This is a genomic window from Paracoccus aminovorans (assembly GCF_900005615.1).
GTDB classification, from domain to species: Bacteria; Pseudomonadota; Alphaproteobacteria; order Rhodobacterales; family Rhodobacteraceae; genus Paracoccus; species Paracoccus aminovorans.
Map to the genome: position 1 here is coordinate 2,302,256 of NZ_LN832559.1, position 22,450 is coordinate 2,324,705.

Genomic DNA, 22,450 nt, shown 5'->3' on the forward strand with positions numbered 1-22,450 from the left:
ATCCTGCGGGGGAGTCGCGCCAGCGACGGGGGCGCAAAGCCCCCTCCTTCGATCTCGCGGCACCCTAGCCGCATTGACAAGCCCCGACAATCGCGCGACACCCGCCCCACATAACCCGCAACCGGGCGTTCCGTGGGCGCCAAACCGACGAGGAGGACATATGTCCCAGATCTCCCTCACCTTCCCCGATGGCAATGCGCGCGACTATCCCGCCGGCACGACGGCGGCCGAGGTCGCGGCCTCCATTGCCCCCAACCTGGCGAAGAACGCCATCTCGGCCAGCCTGGACGGCCAGCATATCGACCTGGCCTGGCCGATCCGGAAATCGGGCAAGATCGCCATCAACACGATGAAGGACAGCGAGCCGGCGCTGGAACTGATCCGCCACGACCTCGCCCATATCATGGCCCGCGCCGTGCAGGAACTCTGGCCCGACGTCAAGGTCACCATCGGCCCGGTCCGCGACCAGGGCTGGTTCTACGACTTCGACCGCGCCGAACCCTTCACGCCGGAAGATCTCGGCGCCATCGAGGCGCGCATGAAGCAGATCATCGCCGCCCGCGACCCGGTCCGCACCGAGGTCTGGGACCGCGCCCGCGCCCGCGCCTATTACGAAGAGCGCGGCGAACCGTTCAAGGTGGAACTCCTCGACCGCATCCCGTGCGACGAGCCGATCCGCATGTATTGGCACGGCGACTGGCAGGACCTCTGCCGCGGCCCGCACCTGCAAAACACCGGCCAGGTCCCGGCCGACGCCTTCCGCCTGACCCATGTCGCCGGCGCCTATTGGCTGGGCGATGCCTCGCGGCCGATGCTGCAGCGCATCTACGGCGTGGCCTTCAAGAACCGCGACGACCTCAAGGCCCATCTGACGATGCTGGAGGAGGCCGCCAAGCGCGACCACCGCAAGCTCGGCAAGGAAATGGAGCTCTTCCACTTCCAGGAAGAAGCCCCCGGCATGGTGTTCTGGCACCCGAACGGCTGGACGATCTATCGCGAGCTCGAGGCCTATATGCGCCGCCGCCTGATCCGCGCCGGCTACAAGGAAATCAAGACGCCCCAGGTCGTCGACCGCATCCTGTGGGAGAAGTCGGGCCACTGGGAAGCCTATCGCGAGAACATGTTCATCGTCGAGGTGGACGAGGAAGGCGCCAAGGAAAAGCGCATCAACGCGCTGAAACCGATGAACTGCCCCTGCCACGTCCAGGTCTACAACCAGGGCCTGAAATCCTATCGCGACCTGCCGCTGCGGCTGGCGGAATTCGGCTCCTGCCACCGCTATGAAAGCTCGGGTTCGATGCACGGGTTGATGCGGGTGCGCGGCTTCGTCCAGGACGACGCGCATATCTTCTGCACCGAGGACCAGATCGAGGACGAATGCGCCGGCTTCATCGCGCTGCTCTCTTCGGTCTATCAGGACCTCGGCTTCGACGGCTTCGACATCAAGCTCTCGACTCGGCCCGAAGTGCGGATCGGCACGGACGCGCAATGGGACAAGGTCGAAGGCGCGCTGAAAGGCGCCATCGAGAAACTCGGCCGGCCCTATGAGATCAACCCCGGCGACGGCGCCTTCTACGGGCCGAAACTGGACTTCAAGCTGACCGACGCCATCGGCCGCGAATGGCAATGCGGCACCTTCCAGGTCGACCCCAACCTGCCCGAGCGGCTCAGCGCCGAATATGTCGGCGAGGACGGCGCCAAGCACCGGCCCTACATGCTGCACCGCGCCGTGCTGGGCAGCTTCGAGCGCTTCATCGGCATCCTGATCGAGAACTACTCGGGCAAGCTGCCGCTCTGGCTGGCGCCGCGCCAGGTCGTGGTCGCCTCGATCGTTTCCGGCGCCGACGATTATGTGCATGAGGTCGTGGCCGCGCTACGCGAAGCCGGCATCCGCGCCGAGGCCGACACCCGCAACGAAAAGATCAACTACAAGGTCCGCGAGCATTCGGTCGGCAAGGTCCCGGTCATCATGGCCGTCGGCCTGAAAGAGGTCGAGGACCGCAGCGTCTCGATCCGCCGCCTCGACCGCCAGGGCAGCGAAAGCCTGGCGCTGGACCAGGCGATCCGGACCCTGGCCGCCGAGGCGACGCCACCCGACCTGCGCTAAGACCATCAGCAAGAATTCGCCCACGCCGCCGGGCGGGTCGACCGCGCGTCAACCCGCCCGGCGCATTATTGCTTGCGTTTTTCCGGAATTCGTTCATCCTCCCGTCCTCGTGAGCACGACTTTCTACCGCCTCCCTTCACGGGGCAGCCGGACTTGACGGGAAAGGGCTGCACGGCCCGGGCGCAATCTCGCTCCCGGGATGACTTGAAGGAGAGACGGTATAATGGCTACCGGCACCGTGAAATGGTTCAACGCCACCAAAGGCTATGGCTTCATCGCACCCGATGACGGCGGCAAGGACGTTTTCGTCCACATTTCCGCCGTTGAGCGTGCTGGCCTGACCGGGCTGAACGACAACCAGAAGATCGCCTACGAACTGCAAGCCGGCCGCGACGGCCGCAGCTCGGCCAGCGACCTCAAGCTGCTCTGATCCGCCCAGACCAGGAATTCCGGAAACGGCCCGCCCCGTCGCGGGCCGTTTTCATATTCCGGCCCCTGATTCTTTTGTGCGGAAATATCCCGGGGGAACGCGCCGCCGCCCCCATCGAGGGGGCGGCGGCGCGCGGGGGCAGAGCCCCCTTTTCCAGCGCACCGCAAAAGCCTATCTCGGAGCGCGCAATAGGACGGAGCGACGGATGAACCTGGCGGAACATGTGCTGAAAGCGGGGCTCGCCTGTCCCGACAGGCTGGCCATGTCGGTGCTGGGCCTGGGCCGCGCGGACCGCTGGTCGCATGCTCGGCTCCGCCAGGCGGTGCTGGGTACCGCGACCGGACTGCGCGAGGCGGGCCTTACTCCCGGCGACCGGCTGCTGATGCGGCTGGGCAACAGCCCGACGTTTCCGATCGCCTATCTCGGCGCCATCGCGGCGGGAATCGTGCCGGTCCCCACATCGGCCATGTTGACCGCGCCGGAGATCGGCAAGATCGCCGCTGCGATCCGCCCGGCGATGATCGTCGCCGACAAGGGCATCGCCTTGCCCGACCATCCCGCCCCGATCCTGCCGGCGACGGCGCTCGCCGGATACGAATCGCTGCCTCCTGCGGACTTCGCCGACCAAGAGCCCGACGATCTGGCCTATATCGTCTTCACTTCGGGCACCTCCGGCCAGCCGCGCGCGGTCTGCCACGCCCATCGCGCGATCCTGGCCCGGCAGATGATGTTCCAGGGCTGGTACGGGCTGACCCCGCAGGACCGGCTGCTGCACGCCGGCGCTTTCAACTGGACCTTCACGCTGGGCACCGGCCTGATGGACCCCTGGACCTTGGGCGCGACGGCACTGATCCCGGCCGAGCGCATCACCCCCGAACAGATCCCGCTGCTGGCCAGCCGCCACGGCGCCACGCTGATCGCCGCCGCGCCCGGCGTGTTCCGCCGCATGCTGCGGGCCGACTGGCAGCCCTGGCCGGGACTGCGCCATGGACTGACGGCGGGCGAGCGGCTGGACCCGGGCCTGCGCCGCGCCTGGCAGGCCCGCACCGGCACCGACCTGCACGAGGCCATGGGCATGTCCGAATGCTCGACCTTCCTGTCCGGCAGCCCGGCACGCCCCGCACCAGAAGGCACGGCCGGCTTTGCGCAGCCCGGCCGCCGCTTGGCCATCCTCGACGAAGCGGGGGTTGAAACCGCCGGACCCGGCACCCTGGCCGTGCATCGCTCGGACCCCGGCCTATTCCTGGGCTATCTCGACCAACCCGAGGAAACGGCGGGGAAATTCCTCGGCGACTGGTTCCTGACCGGCGACTTGGCCGAGACCACGCCCGAGGGCGCGATCCGCACCCTGGGCCGCGCGGACGACATGATGAACGCCGGCGGCTTTCGCGTCGCGCCGGGCGAGGTCGAGGATGCGCTGGCCGCCCATCCCGAGGTCGGCGAGGTGGCGGCAACTGACCTGCCGGTCGGCCCCGGCTCAAGCGTCATCGCCGCCTTCTGGACCGGCCCCGCCCCGGCCGAAACCTTGCGCGACCATGCCGAGGCCCGGCTGGCGCGCTACAAGCAACCCCGCGCATACATTCACCTTTCCGCCCTGCCCCGCACGCCGACCGGCAAGATCAACCGCCGCGCCCTGCGCGAGCAATACCGCAAGGACCAGCCATGACCGAGCCCCTCCCCGGCCAGATCCGCCTCGACATCTTTGCCGACCCGGTCTGCTCCTGGTGCCTGATCGGCAAGGCCGAACTCGACCGGGCGCTGGAAAGCCGGCCCGACCACCCCTTCGCGATCACCTGGCAGCCCTTCCAGCTGGACCCGCAGATGCCGCAGGCCGGCATGGATTACGTCGCCTACATGAAGATGAAATTCGGCGACGAAAAGGGCATCCTGGCCGCGATGAAGCCGGTGATGGAGGCCAGCGAGCGCCTGGGCCTTTGGATCAACCCCAGCCTGATCGAGCGGGTGCCGAACACCTTGAACGCCCATCGCCTGCTGCATTGGGCGGGGCTCGAAGGGGTGCAGACCCCGGTGATGTCCGGGCTGATGCGGGCGCATTGGCGCGAGGGCCAGAACATCGGCAACCCCGACGTGCTGACCCGGATCGGCGAACAGGCCGGCATGAACGGCGAGGTGATCCGCCGGCTGCTCGCCACAGCCGAGGATCGGGACGAAATCGACGCGCGCGAGATTCACGCCCGCCAACGCGGCATCGGCTCGGTCCCGACCTTCATCGTGGCCGAGACCCATGTCGTCACCGGCGCCCAGCCGGCAAGCCTGTGGCAGAACGTCATCGACGAACTGACCGGCCTCGCCTGACGCGAACAGCAGCGCGCGAAATCCACGACGGCCAGCGCGGCATCGGCTCGGTCCCGACTTTCCTTGCGGCCGGGCCTCATGTCGTCGCATGCGCCCAGCCGGCGAGCCTGTGGCAGGACTCATCTACGAGCTGACCGGCCGCGCCTGACGCGAAGAGCAGCGCGCGTTGCGTCGGGACCACTACCTCGCAAAGCCCCGACGAACGCTGACCCCCCGGCCTGTGCTGTGCAGCGGGCGTACACAGCCCATGCACCGGCCCAAGGGACTTTCACGCCCCGGATCCGTGCTTATCTGTTATCCTGAAGCTCCGGCCCGCCCCTTGGGCCGCCCGAGAGGATGCCGATGACCCGCTTTGCCGCCCCCATCGCCGAACAGATCTGGGACATGAAATACCGCCTGAAACAGGCCGACGGCACGCCGATCGACCTGTCGGTCGAGGACAGCTGGCGCCGCGTCGCCCGCGACCTCGCCCGCGTCGAGCAGGACCCGGCGCTGTGGGAGGACCGCTTCTATGCCGCGCTCGAGGATTTCCGCTTCCTGCCCGCCGGCCGCATCCTGGCCGGCGCCGGCACCGGGCGCGAGGTGACGCTGTTCAACTGCTTCGTCATGGGCACCATCCCCGACAGCATGGAGGGCATCTTCCAGGCCCTGAAGGAAGCCGCGCTGACCATGCAGCAGGGCGGCGGCATCGGCTACGACTTCAGCACCATCCGCCCCAGGGGCGCGGCGGTGCATGGCGTCGCCGCCGACGCCTCGGGGCCGCTCTCGTTCATGGACGTCTGGGACGCGATGTGCCGCACCATCATGTCCGCGGGCTCGCGCCGCGGCGCGATGATGGCGACCATGCGCTGCGACCATCCCGACATCGAGGCCTTTATCGAGGCCAAGCAGGACAGCGCCCGGCTGCGCATGTTCAACCTGTCGGTGCTGGTGACGGATGCCTTCATGCAGGCGGTCGGCGAGGACGCCCCTTGGGACCTGCAATTCGACGGCAAGGTCTATCACACCATCGCGGCCCGCGACCTGTGGAACCGGATCATGCGCGCGACCTATGACTATGCCGAGCCGGGGGTGATCTTCATCGACCGCATCAACCAGCTGAACAACCTCGGCTATGCCGAGACCATCGCCGCCACCAACCCCTGCGGAGAACAGCCGCTGCCGCCCTATGGCGCCTGCCTGCTGGGCAGTATCAACCTGGCCCGGCTGGTCGAGGCGCCCTTCACGCCCGAGGCGCGGCTGGATCTGCGCGCCCTGGATGAGCTGACCCGCACGGCGGTCAGGATGATGGACAATGTCGTCGACGCCAGCCGCTTCCCGCTGCCGCAGCAGGCGGCCGAGGCGCAGGCCAAGCGCCGCATCGGCCTGGGCGTCACCGGGCTGGCCGATGCGCTGGTCATGCTGGGGCTGCGCTATGGCGCGCCGGGGGCGGTGGCGCAGACCCGGGAATGGATGCATGCCATCGCCCGGGCGGCCTATCTCGCCTCGGCCGAACTGGCACGCGAAAAGGGCCCGTTTCCGCTGTTCCAGGCCGAGGCCTTCCTGGCCTCGGGCTTCATGCAGCAGATGGACGAGGACGTGCGCGACGCCATCGCCGCCCATGGCATCCGCAATGCGCTGCTGACCAGCATCGCGCCGACCGGGACGATCAGCCTTTACGCCGGCAATGTCAGCTCGGGCATCGAGCCGGTCTTTGCCCATGCCTATACCCGCAAGGTGCTGCAAAAGGACGGCTCGCGCAGCGAGGAAGAGGTGGTGGACTATGCCGTCGCGCTGTGGCGCGAGGCGCATGGCGACGGCCTGCCGACGGCTTTCGTCGATGCGCAGGGGCTGGCGCCGATGGACCATGTCGCCATGCAGGCCGCGGCGCAGGAATGGGTGGACAGCTCGATCTCGAAGACCATCAACTGCCCCGCGGACATCGGCTTTCAGGCCTTTAAGGACGTCTATCTGGCCGCATGGCAGCTGGGCTGCAAGGGCTGCACCACCTATCGCCCGAACGACGTGACCGGCAGCGTGCTGGCGGTCAGCGAGGGCTCCGAGGCCGCGCCCCAGCCCGACCGCGGCGCCGACGTGGTCTACCTGACCGAGCCCCTGGACCGGCCAGCGGCCTTGGAGGGCGCCACCTACAAGCTGAAGTTCCCCGGCAGCGAGCACGCGATTTACATCACCATCAACGACATCGTGCAGGCCGGCCACCGCCGCCCGTTCGAGGTCTTCATCAACTCGAAGAACATGGAGCATTTCGCCTGGACCGTGGCGCTGACCCGGATGATCTCGGCGGTGTTCCGGCGCGGCGGCGACGTGAGTTTCGTGGTCGAAGAGCTGAAGGCGGTCTTCGACCCGCGCGGCGGCGCCTGGATAGAGGGGCGCTACGTGCCCTCGATCCTGGCCGCGATCGGCGGAGTGATCGAGCGCCACATGATCGCCATCGGCTTCATCGAGGCCGAGGGCAAAGGGCTGAAATCCGATCCCAAGGCCGGCGCCCGCGCGGTCGGCGAGCGCCCCGGCGGGCCGGCCTGCCCCGCCTGCGGCCAATACGGCATGCGGATGATCGAGGGCTGCATGACCTGCCCGAACTGCGGCCACTCCGAATGCGGCTGAAGCGCGGAGGAGACTTGTTGTGCGGCCAAGCATGAAATGAGCCTTACCCGGACTGTTTGAACCTTTTTGCAAGCATAAACTGAGCCCAGGATTTTTCTCGGCTCATTTTATTTTTATTTATCAATATAATGATGAATTTGCTCCTTCAGGCCCTGCGGTCGCTTCACGCTTGTCCGGCTTGAGCGCGATCCCATTGACGAGTTTTGGCTGGCTGCGCATCGTCAGGGCATCCGCTCCATGATCGGCTGCCGGTCACGGTCCGTTTCCATCCCGCTGCTGACCCTGGAACATCACCAATCGTCACTCTCCACACCGGAAAAGCGCCTGCTTTCCGAACGGCCCGGGCTTGTCTCTGAAAAGGAGCCAGCGCCCCTCTTCCGCGACCGGGCCTCTCCCGGCCGATAGTCCCCGCATGCCCGGAGTATCCCATGTCCAGCGTCCTGTTTATCGAAGCCCGTTTTTCAATCCGAACGAAGGCCAGGTCGCACTCATTCTTGCCGCGCAGGCACGCGGCCAATGAACATCCTGATGACGGCCGACCTGCATCTCGACCTGTGGGCCGACGCCGGGCGCGAACGGCGACGGTGCCCTTGATGACGCCATTGTGTTTCAGGCGCTTGACCCGGTCATGCACGGCGGGCGCGGAGAGCTGCACGATCTTGCTGCGTTCGGCGTAGCTGCGCGAGGCATCCTCGGCCAGCGCACCCAATATCCTTCGGTAGATCGCGTCCAGTTCGGCCGGATGGTGACGCACCTGCCGAACCACATCTTTTTCTTTGTCCAAAGCCGTCATCCTGGGTTTATCTCCGAACATCATGTCTTATCTGAGCATCCTGGCCGAACATCGTTCGGGTTGAAACATCACGATCGGAGACCTCCCATGGGCATGTTCGTGGGCACGTCGATCCTGACCATCCTGGGTGCAAGAGTGCCGCGCAAGACGATGCTGATCGGCCTCGCCGTCATCTTCACCTTGGGCAATGCGCTGACCGCCCTTGCGCCCTCGCTGCCCATCGCATTGGCGGGCCGCGTCCTGACGGCGTTCAACCACGGCACCTTTTCGGCATCGGCTCGATCATCGCCGCCTCGCTGGTAGCGAGGGACCGGCAGGCGAGCGCCATCGCCTTCATGTTCTCGGGGCTGACGATGGCGAACCTGATCGGCGTGCCGGCCGGAACCTGGCTTGCGCAGGTCTACGACCGGCGGCTGGTGTTCTGGCTGATCGCCGGGATCGGCCTTGTTACCGCGTTGAGCGTCGCGCTGTTGGCACCCCGGATTGCGGGCCTGACGATTGCCGAGCACCTGCCTTGGGATGCCATCAATCCAAAGGCAATGCTGGAGCGTTTGCCTCTGGTTGGGCGTAGAGCGTAGCCCGAACGGGTGATCGCAGCCCTGCTGCTCAACAGCCTTGACGATGGCTGCAAGGTTCCCCGCCATGCCGGGTTCTGCCACCGGCTGAAGCCCGTGTCCGGGCTTCGGGAGCGGGTCGCTTCGCCTACGAGCATCCGACCCGTGGGCGAAACGGGCTTCCAGGGTGACGAAGTTTCGAGGGTAACTTTGCGGCCGCAGAAAGAAAAAATGCAAATCTATAAATAATTGAAAATATTACTTTTCATCACCTTGCCGAACCATTCTAGTTGGGAAAGATCATTTTATGATTAGCGGAACAAAAAGCCACGACCGGCAGGTAAATGTCCCGCCCCTTAACGGAACAAGCCGTGGTTTTGATATTGAAAGTATCGAAAATCATTCCCAAGACAGAAAGCACGGGGCGTTCTATTGGCGAGCGATCAGATTGGGCAGGAATGAACGCCCATTCTTTGCAGCAAGCGAGCGTTGATTGATCCGCAGATCAATAACATCCTCGCGAAAGCCTTCTCTTTTGCAGCTCGGTCGGAAATTTGCAATCAAAATGAACATAACGTTCTCATTGGGAACTTTTTACGCACGGCAACGTGAATCCATTTGATCGACGGCGGAGAATCGCTCATAGGTTGTAGATGTGCACTATTTTGTTTTGTTGTGCGCACCGTTCCTCGTTCTCCCGGTTTTATATTCTCAACCTATCGACCGCCGCCCTCCCGGCTGGTCTGTGACAAGGTAAGCCCATGCCATATTATACGCTCATCCCCGACGCGACGATCGACCTGAACGCCGAGACTCCGGTGATTTCACTGGGAAACAGCCTTATTCTGAACGAACTGAGTGGCTCAACCGAGTTCGACCAATATGATGTCGGATCCCCGGGGGCGACCACCTTGCAGCCCGGCGACACGTTCACGACCTCTGGCGGGGGTGCACCCCTTTCGGGCACCTATGCCGGCTCGGGCACCGTTTCGACGGCCGCTGCAGGCGTCACCGTTCCGAACCCCCTCCCCGGCCTTCCGCCGCTGGCTTCTTTGACCGTTCAGCTTAACCCGATCGACGCCGACTATATGGTCGACGGCAACGGCAATGTTTATCTGATTACGGAAGAACCTTTCGATCAAAGCCACCTTGGCGTGACGGTCAGCGGAAGCCTTTCGGGAATTCCTCTCGTTGCAACTTCGGTGCCGATTTCTCAATTGGGTAATGTTTTGCCCGTCGGCCCGGTGTTGAACGCCGTTCAGTCCACACTGGACACCGTTGTCGTGAACACGGCCTACGATCCCAATGGCACCCTGCCGTTGGACGCCGAGGACGTAACCTGCTTCGTCGCCGGCACGCTGATCGAGACGAAGGACGGTCTCGTCTCGGTCGAGGATCTCAAGCTCGGCGACCTGATCGCGACGCGCGACAACGGCTATCAACCCATTCGCTGGATCGGCTCGGTCAAACTGTCCCCGGCGGCGCTGGCGACCCAGCCCAAGCTGCGGCCGATCCGCATCAAGGCTGGCGCGCTGGGCGACAACACGCCCTCCTCCGACCTGCTGGTGTCGCCGCAGCACCGGGTTCTGGTGCGCTCGAAGGTGGCGCTGAAAATGTTCGGCGCGCTCGAGGTTCTGGTCGCGGCCAAGCAGCTTCTGCAGATCGAGGGCGTGGACGTCGCCGCCGACATGGAGAGCGTGGAGTATTTCCACTTCCTCTTCGACCGGCACGAGGTGGTCCATTCCAACGGCGCCGCGACCGAGTCGCTTTATACCGGCGCCCAGGCGCTGAAATCGGTCGGCAAGGCGGCGCGCGAGGAAATCTTCGCCCTGTTCCCGCAGCTGCGGGATGCGGATTTCACCCCCGAGCCCGCCCGCCCGATGCCCTCGGGCCGCAAGGCGCGCAAGCTGGCGAACCGCCATCTCCAGCATGACCGCGCCATGGTCTGCTGAACCAATCGACAAACTCTCTCAAGAAGGCCACGGATCATCTCCGTGGCCTTTTCCCTTGGCCGCAGAGCGCAGTCCGAGAGGGATGTCGTCCGCGACGGACGCGTCAAAGCAAACCGCGAAATGCCAGACGAACAGCGCGCGCCCAACCGGGTGAAGATGACAACTGCGTTTAAGCTTAGACTGCAACGTGGCCCCCGCGCGCTTTGGCTACAGCGACTTCGGCGCCGACTGCGGCGAGATCAACTTTCCTCGAAAGGGCGGTGGTAAGCCTATCCACTACATTCGACACACTGGCGTGAAAACGACTTTTGTTGTTCGGGGAAAACAGACGGGCAGCCAGGCTTGGACGAAGCGCCGTCGGAACATGTCGTGACGATGGAAAGCGCTGCCCTGCGGCAAATGGCCGATGCCTTGGGCGAACTTGCTCGCGACCTGCCGTCAATCGATCCGGTCAAGAACCCAGATATCTTCGAGGGATTCCGCACGCTGATCTTGCGGGTGATCGTTCACGACCGAGAGGACGGCCGAGTCATGTGCGAGATTATCGGGGATATCGCACCTTTGGTTGGGGGGATCGGCGCGGATTTTTGGTAGCGGAGGAGGGATTTGAACCCCCGACACAAGGATTATGATTCCTCTGCTCTAACCAGCTGAGCTACTCCGCCACGGAGTGCGTGGGATTTACGGCGCGCCGCCGGGGCCGTCAAGGGCTTGCGCCCGCATTTCGGCAAAGTTTTTCGCGCTCACCCCGCCCTCGCCTTTCACCGTCTCCCAAATACTCAAAAGTCTCGGGCGCGCGATCCGGCCCGAGCTTCTTTGCTCTGCAAATACACAAGGGAACCGGTCGCGGCCGCGCCACGCCGGCAGCCTGCCCCACCAGGGCCAGGCCTATGAAAACTCAGACGGAAATGCCCTTGCGCCCGGCCAGATCGGTGAAGAACTGCCAGGCCACCCGACCCGAGCGCGAGCCGCGCGTCGCCTGCCATTCGATGGCCTCGGCGCGCAGCTCCGCCTCGGCGATCTCGACCCCATAGGCGTCGCAATAGCCGCGCACCATGGCCAAGTATTCGTCCTGCGAACAGGGATGGAAACCCAGCCACAGCCCGAAGCGATCCGACAGCGAGACCTTCTCCTCGACCGCCTCGCCGGGGTGGATCGCGGTCGAGCGTTCGTTGTCGATCATGTCGCGCGGCATCAGGTGGCGCCGGTTCGAGGTGGCGTAAAGGATCACGTTCTCGGGCCGCCCCGAGATGCCGCCGTCCAGCACCGCCTTCAGCGACTTGTATTGCGTGTCGTCATGGCTGAACGACAGGTCGTCCGAGAAGAGCACGAAGCGCCGGTCGCGTGCCCCTCCCAGGATCGAAAGCAGCCGCCCGACCGAGCCCAGATCCTCGCGCGCGATCTCGACCAGCACCAGCGGCAGGCCCTGGCGCACGGCCTCGGCATGCACCGCCTTGACCAGCGAGGACTTGCCCATCCCGCGCGAGCCCCAGAGCAGCGCATTGTTCGCGGCATGGCCGCGGGCGAATTGCAGCGTATTGGCCAAGAGCGTGTCGCGGGCGCGGTCGATGCCGATCAGCTGCACCAGCTCGACCCGGCTGACCTCGGGCACCGGCAGCAGCCGGTCGGGATCGGGCTGCCAGACATAGGCCGCGGCCTCGGTGAAGCTGGGCGCCGGCGCGGGCGGCGGCGCCATCCGTTCCAGCGCTTCGGCGATGCGGTGCAGGACTTTCTTAGACATCGGCTTGCTCTTCCAACTCGCGTTTCCGTTCGATGCGGCGGACCAGGAAGATCGACACCTCGTAAAGCCCGTAGATCACCGAGAACAGCACGATCTGGCTGATGACGTCGGGCGGCGTCACCATGGCGGCCAGCACCAGGATGACGATGATCGCATAGCGCCGCACGCTCCCCAACCCCTCGGAACTGACCAGCCCGGCCTTGCCCATCAGCGTCAGCGCCACCGGCAGCTGGAACGACAGGCCGAAGGCCAGGATGAACTTGGTGGTCAGCGTCAGATATTCCTCGACCGAGCCCTGGAAGACGATGCCGGCCCAGGGCTCCTTGACGGCTGCGGCCGCACCCGCCGCCGCCGTGGCCGTGCCGGCCGGGTCGTCCGGCAGCGCCAGCGGCCCCTGCTGGAAGCCCAGGAAGAAGTCGAAGGCCCAGGGCAGGATGATGTAATAGGCGAAGGCGGCGCCGATCAGGAACATCACCGGCGAGGCGACCAGGAAGGGCAGCAGCGCGCTCTTTTCGCTGCGGTAAAGCCCCGGCGCCACGAAGCGCCACAGCTGGTAGCCCACGACCGGGAAGGCCAGCACGAAGCCGCCGAAAAAGGCGATGCGCATGGCGACGAAGAACCCCTCCTGCAGCTTCAGCAGGATCAGCCCGCAGGTCTGGCCGCGCTTTTCCAGCGCATGGCAGATCGGCTGGGTCAGGAAGTCGAAGATCGGGTTCCAGATGAAATAGCAGACGACCATCGCCACGACGAAGGCCAGCACCGACCAGATCAGCCGGGTGCGCAATTCCTTCAGATGCTCGATCAGCGGCGCGGAACTATCGTCGATGTCGTCCGGCTTGGCGGATTTCATTGCCACGAGGCGGGCCTTTCTGTCAGTCTTGCTCGCGGTCCGAGCGCCGCACGGCATGCAGGCGCCGCCGTCCCTCGGACGGCGCGCCCGGGGGCTCGGCCGCGACCATGCCGGTCTCGCCCGTTCCGGTTCCGGCAGGCGGCAGCGGCGCCGACGGATCGGGCAAGGGGCTTGCGCGCCGCGCCTCTTCCTTGGGGTTCAGCGGATCCCATTTCTCGAATCGCTCGGTGGCGCGCTCCAGCGCATCCAGGCCCAGCCCCCGTTTCGAGGTCAGCGAATTCACGTCCTTCAGGGTCTTGGCCGCGTCGTCCAGGCCCGAGGCCTTCGCGGCATCCTCCATGGCGGAGCTGAATTCGCGCGCCATCGAACGCGCGCGCGCGGTGATCCGGCCCAGCGTATGGAACAGCTTGGGCAGATCCTCGGGGCCGATGACGATCAGCGCCACCACGCCGATCAGCAGCAGCTCGCTCCAGCCGATGTCGAACATGCGCGTCGGACCGGCGGATCAGAGCTTGGTCTGGTCGGTCGGCGTCACGTCGCGCAGCGTGCTGTCCGCGGCCAGGCGGGCGCGCTCGGCTTCCAGCTTGGCGCGTTCGGCGGCCAGTTCGGCGCGGGCGCGCTCGATGTCGTCGCCGGTCTTCAGCTCCAGCTCCTTGGGCTCGCCGGCATCGGCGGCGATGTCCTCCGAGCCTTCCTTCACGCCTTTCTTGAAGGCGGTGATCCCCTTGCCGACCTCGCCCATCAGGGACGAGACCTTGCCGCGCCCGAACAGGACCAGGACGACGATGGCGATCAGGAGCAGCGCCATGGGAGAAGGTGCGTGCATGTGTTTACCCTCCGTGGCAGGGCCCGCAGGGCCTTGCATGTCTTTCAGCCCCCCCGATATAGGTGCGGATCGCCCGCCACGAAACCCCCAAATCCGTGATCGGGCGGATTGACGCGGCCGGCTTTCCCCGCGGCGCAAAGCGGGCGATACTGGCGCATCATGGACCAGACCCAGATCATCAGCGCCTTCGTCACCCTGTTCGTGGTGATCGACCCGGTCGGGCTGGCGCCGCTGTTCATCGCCCTGACCCAGGACATGACACCGCAGCGCCGGCGGCTGATCGGCTGGCGGGCGCTGGCGATCGCGGCCGCGCTGATGACGCTCTTCGGCCTCGCCGGCGAATCGATCCTGCGCGGCATCGGCATCTCGCTGCCCGCCTTCCGCATCGCCGGCGGGCTGCTGCTGTTCCTGACCGCCATCGACATGCTCTTCGAGCGTCGGACCGAGCGGCGCGAGGGCCAGGCCCGGGACGAGGACGACGACCCCTCGGTCTTTCCGCTGGCGACGCCGCTGGTCGCCGGGCCCGGGGCGCTGGCGACGATGATCCTGCTGGTCGGGCAGAACGAAAGCGCGGGCCATACGCTGATGATCCACCTGGTGATGCTGGCGGTGCTGGGGATCGCCGCGCTGCTCTTCGCCATGGCCGGCACCATCTCGCACCTGCTGGGCCGCACCGGGACCATGGTGGTGACGCGGCTCTTCGGCATGCTGCTGGCGGCGCTCTCGATCCAGTTCGTGATCGACGGGCTCAAGGGAACGGGGTTGTTCTGAATGACTGAGGAATTCGGCCGCGCGGCCTATCTGGTGCTCCTGCTGATCGCGGTCGGCGGCTTCCTTCTGGTCGAATTGCGGGCCCGGCCCGGCAAGACCCTGCGCCAGGCGGCGGCCTGGGGGCTGATCTTCCTCGGCGCCATCGCGCTCGCCGGGCTCTGGGGCGACATCCGCAACGCCATCGCGCCCCAGGCCCGCATGATCGAGGGCGGCCGGATCGAGGTGCCGCTGGGCAACGACGGCCATTTCCACCTGACGGCGCAGGTCAACGACACGCCCGTGCGCTTCGTCATCGACACCGGCGCCAGCAGCATCGCGCTCGGCCCCCGCGACGCCCGCCGCGTCGGCATCGACCCCGAGGCACTGGCCTATGTCGGCCAGGCCCGCACCGCCAACGGCATCATCGAGACCGCGCCCGTCACCCTCGACAGCGTCGGCTTCGGCGAGATCCACGACAGCCGTGTCCCGGCCATGGTGCTGAAGAGCGACCTCGACCAGTCGCTGATGGGCATGTCCTACCTGTCGCGCTTCGCCCGCGTCAGTATCGAGGGGAACCGCCTGATCCTCGAACGCTGACCGGCCTTCTTTTGTGCCCAAATATCCCGGGGGGAGCGCGGCACGCGCGGGGGGCGGAGCCCCCTATTGCCTGCGCTCCCAACGCCCGCCGGCCTCGGACCAGTATTCCGCCTCGACACCCTCGGCCTTCAGCGCCCGCCACTGCGCCCGGGCGCGCTCCAGCGCCTCGGGATCGTTGCCGTCGAAGACCAGGCAGGCGCGCTCCAGCGCCGCGCATTCCGCGCCGCGGACCTCGGCCCCGTCCAGCGCGATCAGGCAGCGCGCCGCATTGGCCGCCGCCTGCCCCTCGACCGTCAGCAGCACCGGCTGGCGCGCGTCATGCGGCCCGCCGGCCAGCCCATGCGGCAAAAATCCCTCGCCCAGCCAAAGCTGCTCGTCCAGCGCCGCCTGGCGGGCGCGGTCCCTGCCCCTGACCTCGACCCGCCAGCCGGCCTGCAGGCTCTTGCCGATCAGCATCGGCAAAAGCTGCCCGGGCCCCGAGCGAGTCAGGTGATAGAACAGGGCCGAGCCCATCAGCCCTTGCGCTCGAAGCGGTTGCGCACCAGCCGGTCCAGCGTCATCACGCCCCAGCCGCTGGCTCCTTTCGGCGCCAGCGCCGGCGCCGAGGGCGGCAAGGCCACGCCGGCGATGTCCAGATGCACCCAGGGCGTGCCTTCGGCCACGAAACGCTGCAGGAACTGCGCCGCGGTGATCGAGCCCGCCGCCCGGCCGCCGGTGTTCTTGATGTCCGCCAGCCGCGAATCGATCAGCTTGTCATAGGCCGCGCCCAGCGGCAGCCGCCAGGCGCCCTCGCCCTCGGCCTTGGCGGCGGCCAGCACCGCATCGGCGAAGGCGTCGTCGTTCGAGAAGACGCCGGCGTTGTCATGCCCCAGCGCGATGATCACCGCCCCGGTCAGGGTGGCAAGATCGACCATGGCGGCCGGTTTGAAGCGCTGCTGCGCGTACCAAAGCACGTCGGCCAGCACCAGACGGCCCTCGGCATCGGTGTTGATGACCTCGATCGTGTCGCCCTTCATCGAGCGCACGATGTCGCCCGGACGCTGCGCCCGGCCGTCCGGCATGTTCTCGACCAGGCCGACCAGGCCCACGACATTGGCCCGGGCCCGGCGCAGCGCCAGCACCCGCATGACCCCCGCGACGACGCCGGCGCCGCCCATGTCCATGGTCATCTCCTCCATGCCGGCGGCCGGCTTGATGGAAATGCCGCCGGTGTCGAAGACCACGCCCTTGCCGATCAGCGCCAGCGGCGCCTCGTCGCCACCGCCGTTCCAGCGCATCACCACCACCTTGGACGGGCTTTCCGAGCCCTGGCCCACCGCCAGCAGCGCCCGCATCCCGAGCTTGGCCAGCTCGTCCTCCTCCAGCACCTCGACGTCCAGTCCCAACTCGCGCATCGCCAGCAGGCGGTCGGCGAAATCGCTGGTGGTCAGCACGTTCGCCGGCTCGTTCACCAGGTCGCGGGTAAAGAACACGCCCTCGGCCACCGCGGCGCCGTCGCCGGCCGCGCGGGCCAGCGCCTCGGGGTCCTTGTGCATGAACACCACCTTGCCGCGCGGCTTTTCGCCGGGCGCGGGCATGGCGGCGGGCGCCGTGGCCTCGGCCGCATCCGACAGCCGCGCGTCCTCGGCGGCACCGGTCCGGCTGGTGGACGCGGCCGGCGCCGCCGGGGCGTCGCCTTCGGGCGCGGCCTCGGCGGACGGGGCGCCGCTTTCGGGCTTCCTGGTCTTGTAGGCCGAGAAATCATAGGCGCGCAGCGCCAGGCCCAGCGCGACCTCGGCCGCGCGCGGATGGCCGCCGGCCAGGACCAGCGTCTCGGCCTTGCCGAGCTTGGCGCCGATGCTGGCGCCGGCCTTGCGCGCCGCAGCCACGTCGGCGCCGTTGGGCAGCGAAACCAGCTGCAGCGCCTCGGCCTTCAGCCCGGCGGGAAAGGCCAGTTCCAGCGCGCCGCCGGGCTTCACGCCCTTCCATGCCTCCGAGTCCAGCGCACGCGCCGCCGCCTCGCGCGCCGCGCGCGGCAGGCCGCCCGGCAGCCGCCCGGTCTGCGGCACCAGGATCGCGATCCGGCCGGGCCGCGCGGCCAGATCGGTAGCGTCCGTCGCCGTGAAGGAAATTTCGACCGGGTGAGTCATGGTCCTGCCTTTCGCGTTGATCCGATGGGCGGAAACTAGTCATCCGGCGCCCGCTTGACCAGAGCCGGGGCTTTCCCAATCCCCGCGCAGCCGCTAATCAAACGGGGACCGAGCCCGTGAAAGCCGCCATGCCCCGCATCGACCGCTATATCCTGACGCAGTTCCTGACCCTGTTCGGGTTCTTCGCGCTGGTGCTGGTCTCGGTCTATTGGATCAACCGGGCGGTGTCGCTGTTCGAGCAGCTGATCTCGGACGGGCAGACCGCACTGGTGGTGCTGGAGTTCACCGCGCTGACCCTGCCGCTGGTGATCTCGGTCGTGCTGCCGATCGCGGCCTTCGCGGCCAGCGCCTATGGCACCAACCGGCTGTCCTCGGAATCGGAATTGGTGGCGATGCAGAGCGCGGGCATGTCGCCCTGGCGGCTGGCGCGGCCGGTGCTGGTCTTTGGCGTCATGGTCGGGCTGATGGTGGCGCTGCTGGTGCATTCCATCGTGCCCCTGGCCCGCGCCCGGCTGACCGACCGCCAGGCCGAGATCGCCCAGAACGTCACCGCGCAATTCCTGCGCGCCGGCAGCTTCCAATACCCGGCGCGCGGCGTGACCCTGTATATCAGCGAGATCGCGCCGGACGGGCGCATGATCTATTTCTTTCTGGAAGACGCCCGCAACCCGCGCGAGCAGGCGACCTATACCGCCGCCGAGGCGCTGCTGGTCAGGACCGAGGCCGGGCCGCGGCTGGTGATGATGCAGGGCATGGTGCAAAGCCTGCGCCGGACGGGCGAAAAGCAGAACCTGTCGGTCACCCGCTTTTCCGAGCTGACCTATGACCTCGGCACGCTGATCGACCCCAGCGCCGCCCGCAAGCGCGACCTGCGCGCCTATTCGACAGCGCGGCTGCTGGACCCGGACGCCGCCCTGCTGGCCGAGACCGGCGCCAGCGCCGACAAGGCCCGGGCCGAGGCGCATGAGCGGCTGGCCAAGCCCTTCCAGGCCCCGGTCGCGGCCATGCTGGGCTTTGCCATGCTGCTTCTGGGCGGCTTCAGCCGCTTCGGGGTCTGGAGGCAGGTGCTCTGGGCGGTGGGGGCGCTGATCGTGGTGCAGTTCCTGGCCACGGCGGCCGAGAACCAGGTCGCGGCCGATGCCTCGCGCTGGCCGCTGATCTATGTCTCGCCCTTGGTGGGGGCGGCGATCTGCGTCGCGGTGCTGTGGCTGGCCGCCCGGCCCAGGCGGCTGCGTGGCGGCGCGTCGGGGGGGGCACCCGCATGATCCTGTCCGCCTATGTCGCCCGGCGCTTCCTGCGCATGTTCCTGCTGATCGCGCTGATCTTCGGCGCCATCCTGTTCCTGATCGACATCGTCGAGCAGATCCGCCGCTTTTCCGACGACAACATCGGCCTGTCGGGCGCCGCCGTGCTGTCGCTGCTGAACATCACCGCCAGCTTCTATTCGATCATGCCGCTGATGACGGTGCTGGCCGGGATCGCGCTGTTCCTGGGCCTGTCGCGCACATCGGAACTGGTGGCGATCCGCGCCTCGGGGCGCTCGGGGATCCGGGTGCTGGCGGCGCCCGCCGTCACCGCCGCGCTGGCCGGGATGCTGGCGGTCGCGGTGCTGAACCCGGTGGTGGCCGCGACCTCGAAACGCTACGACGACGCGGTGGCGCGGATGAAGACCGGCGGCGGGCAGACCATCAGCGTCGGCGACAACGCGGTCTGGCTGCGCCAGGCACTGCCGATGGAGGGCCCGGACGGCAGCCGGACCACCGGCCAGGTGGTGATCCAGGCCAGCCGCGCCAGCCCGGACGCGACCACGCTTTACGACGCGACCTTCATGATCTTCGCCCGCGAGACCGGGCCGACGCGGCGCATCGACGCCGCCGAGGCCCGCCTGACCGAGGGCGCCTGGCAGCTGAGCCGGGTCAAGGAATGGCCGCTGAGCCAGCCCAACCCCGAGGCCATGGCCCGCACATTCCCCAGGCTGGAGCTGCCGACCGACCTGACCGCCGCCCGCATCCGCGACAGTTTCGGCAAGCCCGAGGCGATCCCGATCTGGCAGTTGCCCGATTTCATCCGCGGGCTGGAACGCGCCGGCTTTTCCGCCCAGCGCCACAAGGTCTGGTTCCAGATGGAACTGGCCCGCCCGCTGCTGATGGCGGCGATGGTGGCCATTGCCGCGGTCTTCGCCATGCGCCATACGCGCGGGCGCAGGATGGGGCTGCTGGTGCTGGCGGGCTTCGGCTGCGGCATCGGCCTGTTCTTCCTGCGCAACCTGGCGCAGGTGCTGGGCGACAACGGCGGCCTGCCGCCGGTCCTGGCCGGCTGGGCGCCGCCCGTGGTGGCGCTGCTCTTTGCGCTGGGGGCATTATTGCGGCTGGAGGACGGTTGATGGCGCGCAGGCGACAGGGCGGCAAGATCGGCAAGGGCGGCGCGGCGCGAACGGCGCTGCTGGCGGCATTGCTGCCCGGCATGGCGCTGGGGCAGAGCCTGACCCCGGACGGCCAGACCCTGCCGCTTTACGACCGCGACGAGAATTTCCTGCAAACCCCGGCGGGACCCGCGCTGGCGCCCACGGCCGGGGCCGGCGACAACGCCCGTTTCGCCGACGGCACCGAGGCCTCGCACACGCCTTCGGTCGCGTCGCGGCCGGGTTCGGTGCGCATCTCGGGCGGCGGCGAGGACGGCGAGGGCGGCCCGGCGACGCTGCTGGCCGACCAGGTGACGCTGGGGGTGGACAAGCGGCTGATCGCCTCGGGCGGCGTGGTGATCTGGTATCGCGGCAGCCGGCTGATCGCCTCGCGCGTGATCTACGACAACGGCACCGGCGCGGCCACGATCGAGGGGCCGATCCACCTGACCCAGCCCGCCCGCGCCGGCACGCCCGAGGAAACCATCCTGATCGCCGACAGCGCCCAGCTGGACCCGAACCTGCAGGACGGCATCCTGAAGGGCGCCCGGCTGGTCCTGGCGCGCGAGATGCAGATGGCCGCGCGCGAGATGCGGCGGACCGAGAACGGCGCCGTCACCCGGCTGGACAACGTGGTCGCGTCAAGCTGCCAGATCTGCGCCGAAAACCCGGTGCCGCTGTGGGAGATCCGGGCGCGGTCCATCACCCACGACGCGCGCACGCGGCAGTTGCGCTTCGACCGGCCGCAACTGCGCGCCTTCGGCCTGCCGGTGGCGGCCCTGCCCTGGCTGACCGCGCCCGATCCCAGCGTGGACCGCATGACCGGCTTCCTGCGGCCGCAGCTGCGCACCACCTCGGGCCTGGGCTTCGGCATCAAGCTGCCCTATTTCGTCACCCTGGGCGATCATGCCGACGTGACGCTGACGCCCTATGTCGCCGCCTCGCGCACCCGCACGCTGGAGCTGCGCTATCGCCAGGCCTTCGCCAACGGCGCGATGGAATGGAACGGCGCCGTCAGCCGCGACGACATCGAAGAGGGCGAGACTCGCGGCTATCTGTTCGGCGGCGCGCGGTTCGAGCTGCCGCGCGGCTATATGCTGGGGGTGCAGATCCAGATGGCCTCGAACCGGGCCTATCTGCTGGACTACGACATTTCCGACGCCGACCGGCTGTGGAGCGGGCTGACGCTCGACAAGGTGCGCCGCGACCGCATGGTCATGGCCCGGGTCGGCAATTACGAATCGCTGCGCGACGACGAGCCGGACGAGTTCACGCCCTCGGTCGTCGCCGATGCGCTGTGGAAACGGCGCTGGACGCCGGCCCGGATCGGCGGCATCGCCAGCCTGGAATGGTCGCTGCACGCGCATCGCCGGTCGTCCAGCCTGGACGTGGTCGGGCGCGACATGGCGCGCGGCTCGGTCAGCCTGGACTGGCAGCGGACCGAGATCCTGCCCGGCGGCTTCGTCGGCACGGTCGAGGGCCAGGTCGATGCCGACATCTATCGCATCAATCAGGACAGCGATTACGACGACTGGGTGGCGCGCGCCGATCCGACGCTGGCGGCCGAGCTGCGCTGGCCGCTGGCCCGGCACTCCGGCGGTGTCACCCATATCATCGAGCCGGTGGCGCAGCTGGTCTGGTCGCCCGAGCGCACGCGCGAGGACGACGTGCCGAACGAGGACAGCCGACTGATCGAATTCGACGAGGGCAACCTGTTCTCGCTGAATCGCTTCCCGGGCTGGGACGCGCGCGAATCGGGGTTCCGCGCCAACCTGGGCGTCAGCTGGACCCGTATCGATCCGGCCGGCTGGTCCATCGGCCTGACCGCCGGCCGCGTCTTCCGCACCGAGCCGGACCCGGCCTTCGCCTATATCGACAATTCCGGCGACCCGGCCTTTACCGGCCCGCAGGGCAAGAAGCGCTCGGACTGGCTGGTCTCGGCCACCTACCAGGGCGCAAACGGGCTGGCCGTCGCCAACCGGGCGCTGTTCGACGACAGCCTCAGCATCAGCCGCAACGAGCTGCGGCTGGGCTGGTTCAAGCCGGGGCTTCAGGTCTCGGCCGGCTATCTGTGGCTTGATTCGGATCTGCGCGAGGACCGGCTGGACGATGTGTCGGAACTGACCATGGCCGGCGGCTGGCAGATCCGCGACGGCTGGTGGGCCACGACCGAGACCCGCTACGACTTCAGCGCCGACCGGGCGCAGAAGGCGCAGCTGGGACTGGAATACCGCAACGAATGCATCACGGTCGAGATGTCGCTGGAACGGCGCTTCACCTCGTCGGGCGAAGTGCGGCCCGACACCAGCTTCGACCTGGGCGTGCGCCTGGGCGGCTTCGGCCAGCAGAAGGCCGGTCCGGGAACGGTGGCGCGCCGCGCCTGCCTGCGCTAATGTCCGG

21 protein-coding genes and 1 tRNA gene are annotated in these 22,450 nt (G+C 67.5%); 14 read left to right on the forward strand and 8 right to left on the reverse strand.

Features of this window, described 5'->3' with window-relative positions; all coding sequences use genetic code 11:
• The first annotated feature begins 160 nt into the window (after window positions 1-160).
• From thrS to JCM7685_RS11450, 5 genes are all read left to right on the forward strand, one after another.
• Window positions 161-2,107 carry a threonine--tRNA ligase gene (thrS, locus tag JCM7685_RS11430; protein WP_074968775.1) on the forward strand — a complete coding sequence of 649 codons (1,947 nt, stop codon included), beginning with the start codon at window positions 161-163 and terminating at the stop codon, window positions 2,105-2,107.
• Between the two features lie 223 nt (window positions 2,108-2,330).
• Window positions 2,331-2,537, forward strand: a complete 207-nt coding sequence (locus JCM7685_RS11435) for a cold-shock protein (protein WP_017998352.1) — start codon at window positions 2,331-2,333, stop codon at window positions 2,535-2,537.
• A gap of 205 nt (window positions 2,538-2,742) precedes the next feature.
• A complete protein-coding gene (locus tag JCM7685_RS11440; RefSeq protein ID WP_074968773.1) occupies window positions 2,743-4,203 on the forward strand; it encodes a class I adenylate-forming enzyme family protein in 1,461 nt (486 codons plus the stop codon).
• Window positions 4,200-4,853, forward strand: a complete 654-nt coding sequence (locus JCM7685_RS11445; RefSeq protein WP_074968771.1) for a DsbA family oxidoreductase — start codon at window positions 4,200-4,202, stop codon at window positions 4,851-4,853. Before JCM7685_RS11440 ends, JCM7685_RS11445 begins: the two co-directional genes overlap by 4 nt.
• A gap of 342 nt (window positions 4,854-5,195) precedes the next feature.
• Window positions 5,196-7,457, forward strand: coding sequence for an adenosylcobalamin-dependent ribonucleoside-diphosphate reductase (locus JCM7685_RS11450; protein WP_074968769.1), 2,262 nt, complete (start codon window positions 5,196-5,198; stop codon window positions 7,455-7,457).
• 163 nt (window positions 7,458-7,620) lie between these two features.
• On the opposite strand, the gene JCM7685_RS11455 is transcribed toward JCM7685_RS11450, so the two are convergent.
• Complete coding sequence (locus JCM7685_RS11455; protein WP_231964625.1) at window positions 7,621-8,241, reverse strand: AsnC family transcriptional regulator; 621 nt, start codon at window positions 8,239-8,241, stop codon at window positions 7,621-7,623.
• 96 nt (window positions 8,242-8,337) lie between these two features.
• On the opposite strand from JCM7685_RS11455, the gene JCM7685_RS20290 reads away from it, so the two are divergent.
• The 4 genes from JCM7685_RS20290 to JCM7685_RS11470 all read left to right on the forward strand — a co-directional run bounded on the left by JCM7685_RS20290 (window position 8,338) and on the right by JCM7685_RS11470 (window position 11,350).
• Complete coding sequence (locus tag JCM7685_RS20290; RefSeq protein ID WP_231964626.1) at window positions 8,338-8,553, forward strand: MFS transporter; 216 nt, start codon at window positions 8,338-8,340, stop codon at window positions 8,551-8,553.
• Window positions 8,554-8,576: 23 nt separating this feature from the next.
• Window positions 8,577-8,828: a hypothetical protein gene (locus JCM7685_RS20295; protein ID WP_331716680.1), complete on the forward strand. Its 252-nt coding sequence runs from the start codon at window positions 8,577-8,579 to the stop codon at window positions 8,826-8,828.
• 737 nt (window positions 8,829-9,565) lie between these two features.
• A complete protein-coding gene (locus tag JCM7685_RS11465) occupies window positions 9,566-10,756 on the forward strand; it encodes a Hint domain-containing protein (protein ID WP_074968767.1) in 1,191 nt (396 codons plus the stop codon).
• A gap of 342 nt (window positions 10,757-11,098) precedes the next feature.
• On the forward strand, window positions 11,099-11,350 hold the full coding sequence (locus JCM7685_RS11470; protein ID WP_074968765.1) for a hypothetical protein: 252 nt from the start codon (window positions 11,099-11,101) through the stop codon (window positions 11,348-11,350).
• Here the strand turns inward: JCM7685_RS11470 and JCM7685_RS11475 are convergent.
• From JCM7685_RS11475 to JCM7685_RS11495, 5 genes are all read right to left on the reverse strand, one after another.
• Window positions 11,345-11,421: transfer RNA gene (locus JCM7685_RS11475), tRNA-Met, on the reverse strand. The two genes, JCM7685_RS11470 and JCM7685_RS11475, sit on opposite strands and share 6 nt — an antisense overlap.
• A gap of 233 nt (window positions 11,422-11,654) precedes the next feature.
• Complete coding sequence (locus JCM7685_RS11480; protein WP_074968763.1) at window positions 11,655-12,497, reverse strand: ATP-binding protein; 843 nt, start codon at window positions 12,495-12,497, stop codon at window positions 11,655-11,657.
• Entirely contained in the window at window positions 12,490-13,347 is an 858-nt protein-coding gene (gene tatC, locus JCM7685_RS11485) for a twin-arginine translocase subunit TatC (protein ID WP_074968761.1), read from the reverse strand. The genes JCM7685_RS11480 and tatC overlap by 8 nt, the downstream gene beginning before the upstream one ends.
• Window positions 13,348-13,369: 22 nt before the next feature.
• Window positions 13,370-13,834 carry a Sec-independent protein translocase protein TatB gene (tatB, locus tag JCM7685_RS11490; RefSeq protein WP_074968759.1) on the reverse strand — a complete coding sequence of 155 codons (465 nt, stop codon included), beginning with the start codon at window positions 13,832-13,834 and terminating at the stop codon, window positions 13,370-13,372.
• Between the two features lie 18 nt (window positions 13,835-13,852).
• Complete coding sequence (locus JCM7685_RS11495; protein ID WP_074968757.1) at window positions 13,853-14,173, reverse strand: twin-arginine translocase TatA/TatE family subunit; 321 nt, start codon at window positions 14,171-14,173, stop codon at window positions 13,853-13,855.
• Between the two features lie 159 nt (window positions 14,174-14,332).
• Here JCM7685_RS11495 and JCM7685_RS11500 point away from each other — a divergent pair, with 159 nt between their 5' ends.
• Both JCM7685_RS11500 and JCM7685_RS11505 read left to right on the forward strand, forming a co-directional pair.
• Window positions 14,333-14,944 carry a MarC family protein gene (locus tag JCM7685_RS11500; RefSeq protein ID WP_074968755.1) on the forward strand — a complete coding sequence of 204 codons (612 nt, stop codon included), beginning with the start codon at window positions 14,333-14,335 and terminating at the stop codon, window positions 14,942-14,944.
• Window positions 14,945-15,520 (forward strand): retropepsin-like aspartic protease family protein, encoded by a 576-nt coding sequence (locus JCM7685_RS11505; protein WP_074968753.1) that lies wholly within the window; start codon window positions 14,945-14,947, stop codon window positions 15,518-15,520.
• Window positions 15,521-15,583: 63 nt separating this feature from the next.
• Here JCM7685_RS11505 and JCM7685_RS11510 read toward each other — a convergent pair whose 3' ends face one another.
• Both JCM7685_RS11510 and JCM7685_RS11515 read right to left on the reverse strand, forming a co-directional pair.
• The gene (locus tag JCM7685_RS11510; RefSeq protein WP_074968751.1) at window positions 15,584-16,033 is read right to left on the reverse strand and encodes a DNA polymerase III subunit chi; all 450 of its coding nucleotides are present in this window, start codon (window positions 16,031-16,033) and stop codon (window positions 15,584-15,586) included.
• Window positions 16,033-17,649, reverse strand: a complete 1,617-nt coding sequence (locus JCM7685_RS11515) for a leucyl aminopeptidase (RefSeq protein WP_074968749.1) — start codon at window positions 17,647-17,649, stop codon at window positions 16,033-16,035. Before JCM7685_RS11515 ends, JCM7685_RS11510 begins: the two co-directional genes overlap by 1 nt.
• Before the next feature lie 128 nt (window positions 17,650-17,777).
• Here JCM7685_RS11515 and lptF point away from each other — a divergent pair, with 128 nt between their 5' ends.
• The 3 genes from lptF to JCM7685_RS11530 are packed head-to-tail and all read left to right on the forward strand — an operon-like array spanning window position 17,778 to window position 22,443.
• Window positions 17,778-18,914, forward strand: a complete 1,137-nt coding sequence (lptF, locus tag JCM7685_RS11520; RefSeq protein WP_074968747.1) for an LPS export ABC transporter permease LptF — start codon at window positions 17,778-17,780, stop codon at window positions 18,912-18,914.
• A complete protein-coding gene (gene lptG, locus JCM7685_RS11525; RefSeq protein ID WP_074968745.1) occupies window positions 18,911-20,032 on the forward strand; it encodes an LPS export ABC transporter permease LptG in 1,122 nt (373 codons plus the stop codon). Before lptF ends, lptG begins: the two co-directional genes overlap by 4 nt.
• Window positions 20,032-22,443: an LPS-assembly protein LptD gene (locus JCM7685_RS11530; protein WP_074968743.1), complete on the forward strand. Its 2,412-nt coding sequence runs from the start codon at window positions 20,032-20,034 to the stop codon at window positions 22,441-22,443. The genes lptG and JCM7685_RS11530 overlap by 1 nt, the downstream gene beginning before the upstream one ends.
• Window positions 22,444-22,450: the final 7 nt, after the last annotated feature.

Coding starts and splice junctions, on each gene's coding strand:
- thrS (WP_074968775.1), top strand. CDS start 161: ATGTCCCAGATCTCCCTCACCTTCCCCGATGGCAATGCGCGCGACTAT.
- JCM7685_RS11435 (WP_017998352.1), top strand. CDS start 2,331: ATGGCTACCGGCACCGTGAAATGGTTCAACGCCACCAAAGGCTATGGC.
- JCM7685_RS11440 (WP_074968773.1), top strand. CDS start 2,743: ATGAACCTGGCGGAACATGTGCTGAAAGCGGGGCTCGCCTGTCCCGAC.
- JCM7685_RS11445 (WP_074968771.1), top strand. CDS start 4,200: ATGACCGAGCCCCTCCCCGGCCAGATCCGCCTCGACATCTTTGCCGAC.
- JCM7685_RS11450 (WP_074968769.1), top strand. CDS start 5,196: ATGACCCGCTTTGCCGCCCCCATCGCCGAACAGATCTGGGACATGAAA.
- JCM7685_RS20290 (WP_231964626.1), top strand. CDS start 8,338: ATGGGCATGTTCGTGGGCACGTCGATCCTGACCATCCTGGGTGCAAGA.
- JCM7685_RS11465 (WP_074968767.1), top strand. CDS start 9,566: ATGCCATATTATACGCTCATCCCCGACGCGACGATCGACCTGAACGCC.
- JCM7685_RS11480 (WP_074968763.1), bottom strand. CDS start 12,497: ATGTCTAAGAAAGTCCTGCACCGCATCGCCGAAGCGCTGGAACGGATG.
- tatC (WP_074968761.1), bottom strand. CDS start 13,347: ATGAAATCCGCCAAGCCGGACGACATCGACGATAGTTCCGCGCCGCTG.
- tatB (WP_074968759.1), bottom strand. CDS start 13,834: ATGTTCGACATCGGCTGGAGCGAGCTGCTGCTGATCGGCGTGGTGGCG.
- JCM7685_RS11495 (WP_074968757.1), bottom strand. CDS start 14,173: ATGCACGCACCTTCTCCCATGGCGCTGCTCCTGATCGCCATCGTCGTC.
- JCM7685_RS11500 (WP_074968755.1), top strand. CDS start 14,333: ATGGACCAGACCCAGATCATCAGCGCCTTCGTCACCCTGTTCGTGGTG.
- JCM7685_RS11505 (WP_074968753.1), top strand. CDS start 14,945: ATGACTGAGGAATTCGGCCGCGCGGCCTATCTGGTGCTCCTGCTGATC.
- JCM7685_RS11510 (WP_074968751.1), bottom strand. CDS start 16,033: ATGGGCTCGGCCCTGTTCTATCACCTGACTCGCTCGGGGCCCGGGCAG.
- JCM7685_RS11515 (WP_074968749.1), bottom strand. CDS start 17,649: ATGACTCACCCGGTCGAAATTTCCTTCACGGCGACGGACGCTACCGAT.
- lptF (WP_074968747.1), top strand. CDS start 17,778: ATGCCCCGCATCGACCGCTATATCCTGACGCAGTTCCTGACCCTGTTC.
- lptG (WP_074968745.1), top strand. CDS start 18,911: ATGATCCTGTCCGCCTATGTCGCCCGGCGCTTCCTGCGCATGTTCCTG.
- JCM7685_RS11530 (WP_074968743.1), top strand. CDS start 20,032: ATGGCGCGCAGGCGACAGGGCGGCAAGATCGGCAAGGGCGGCGCGGCG.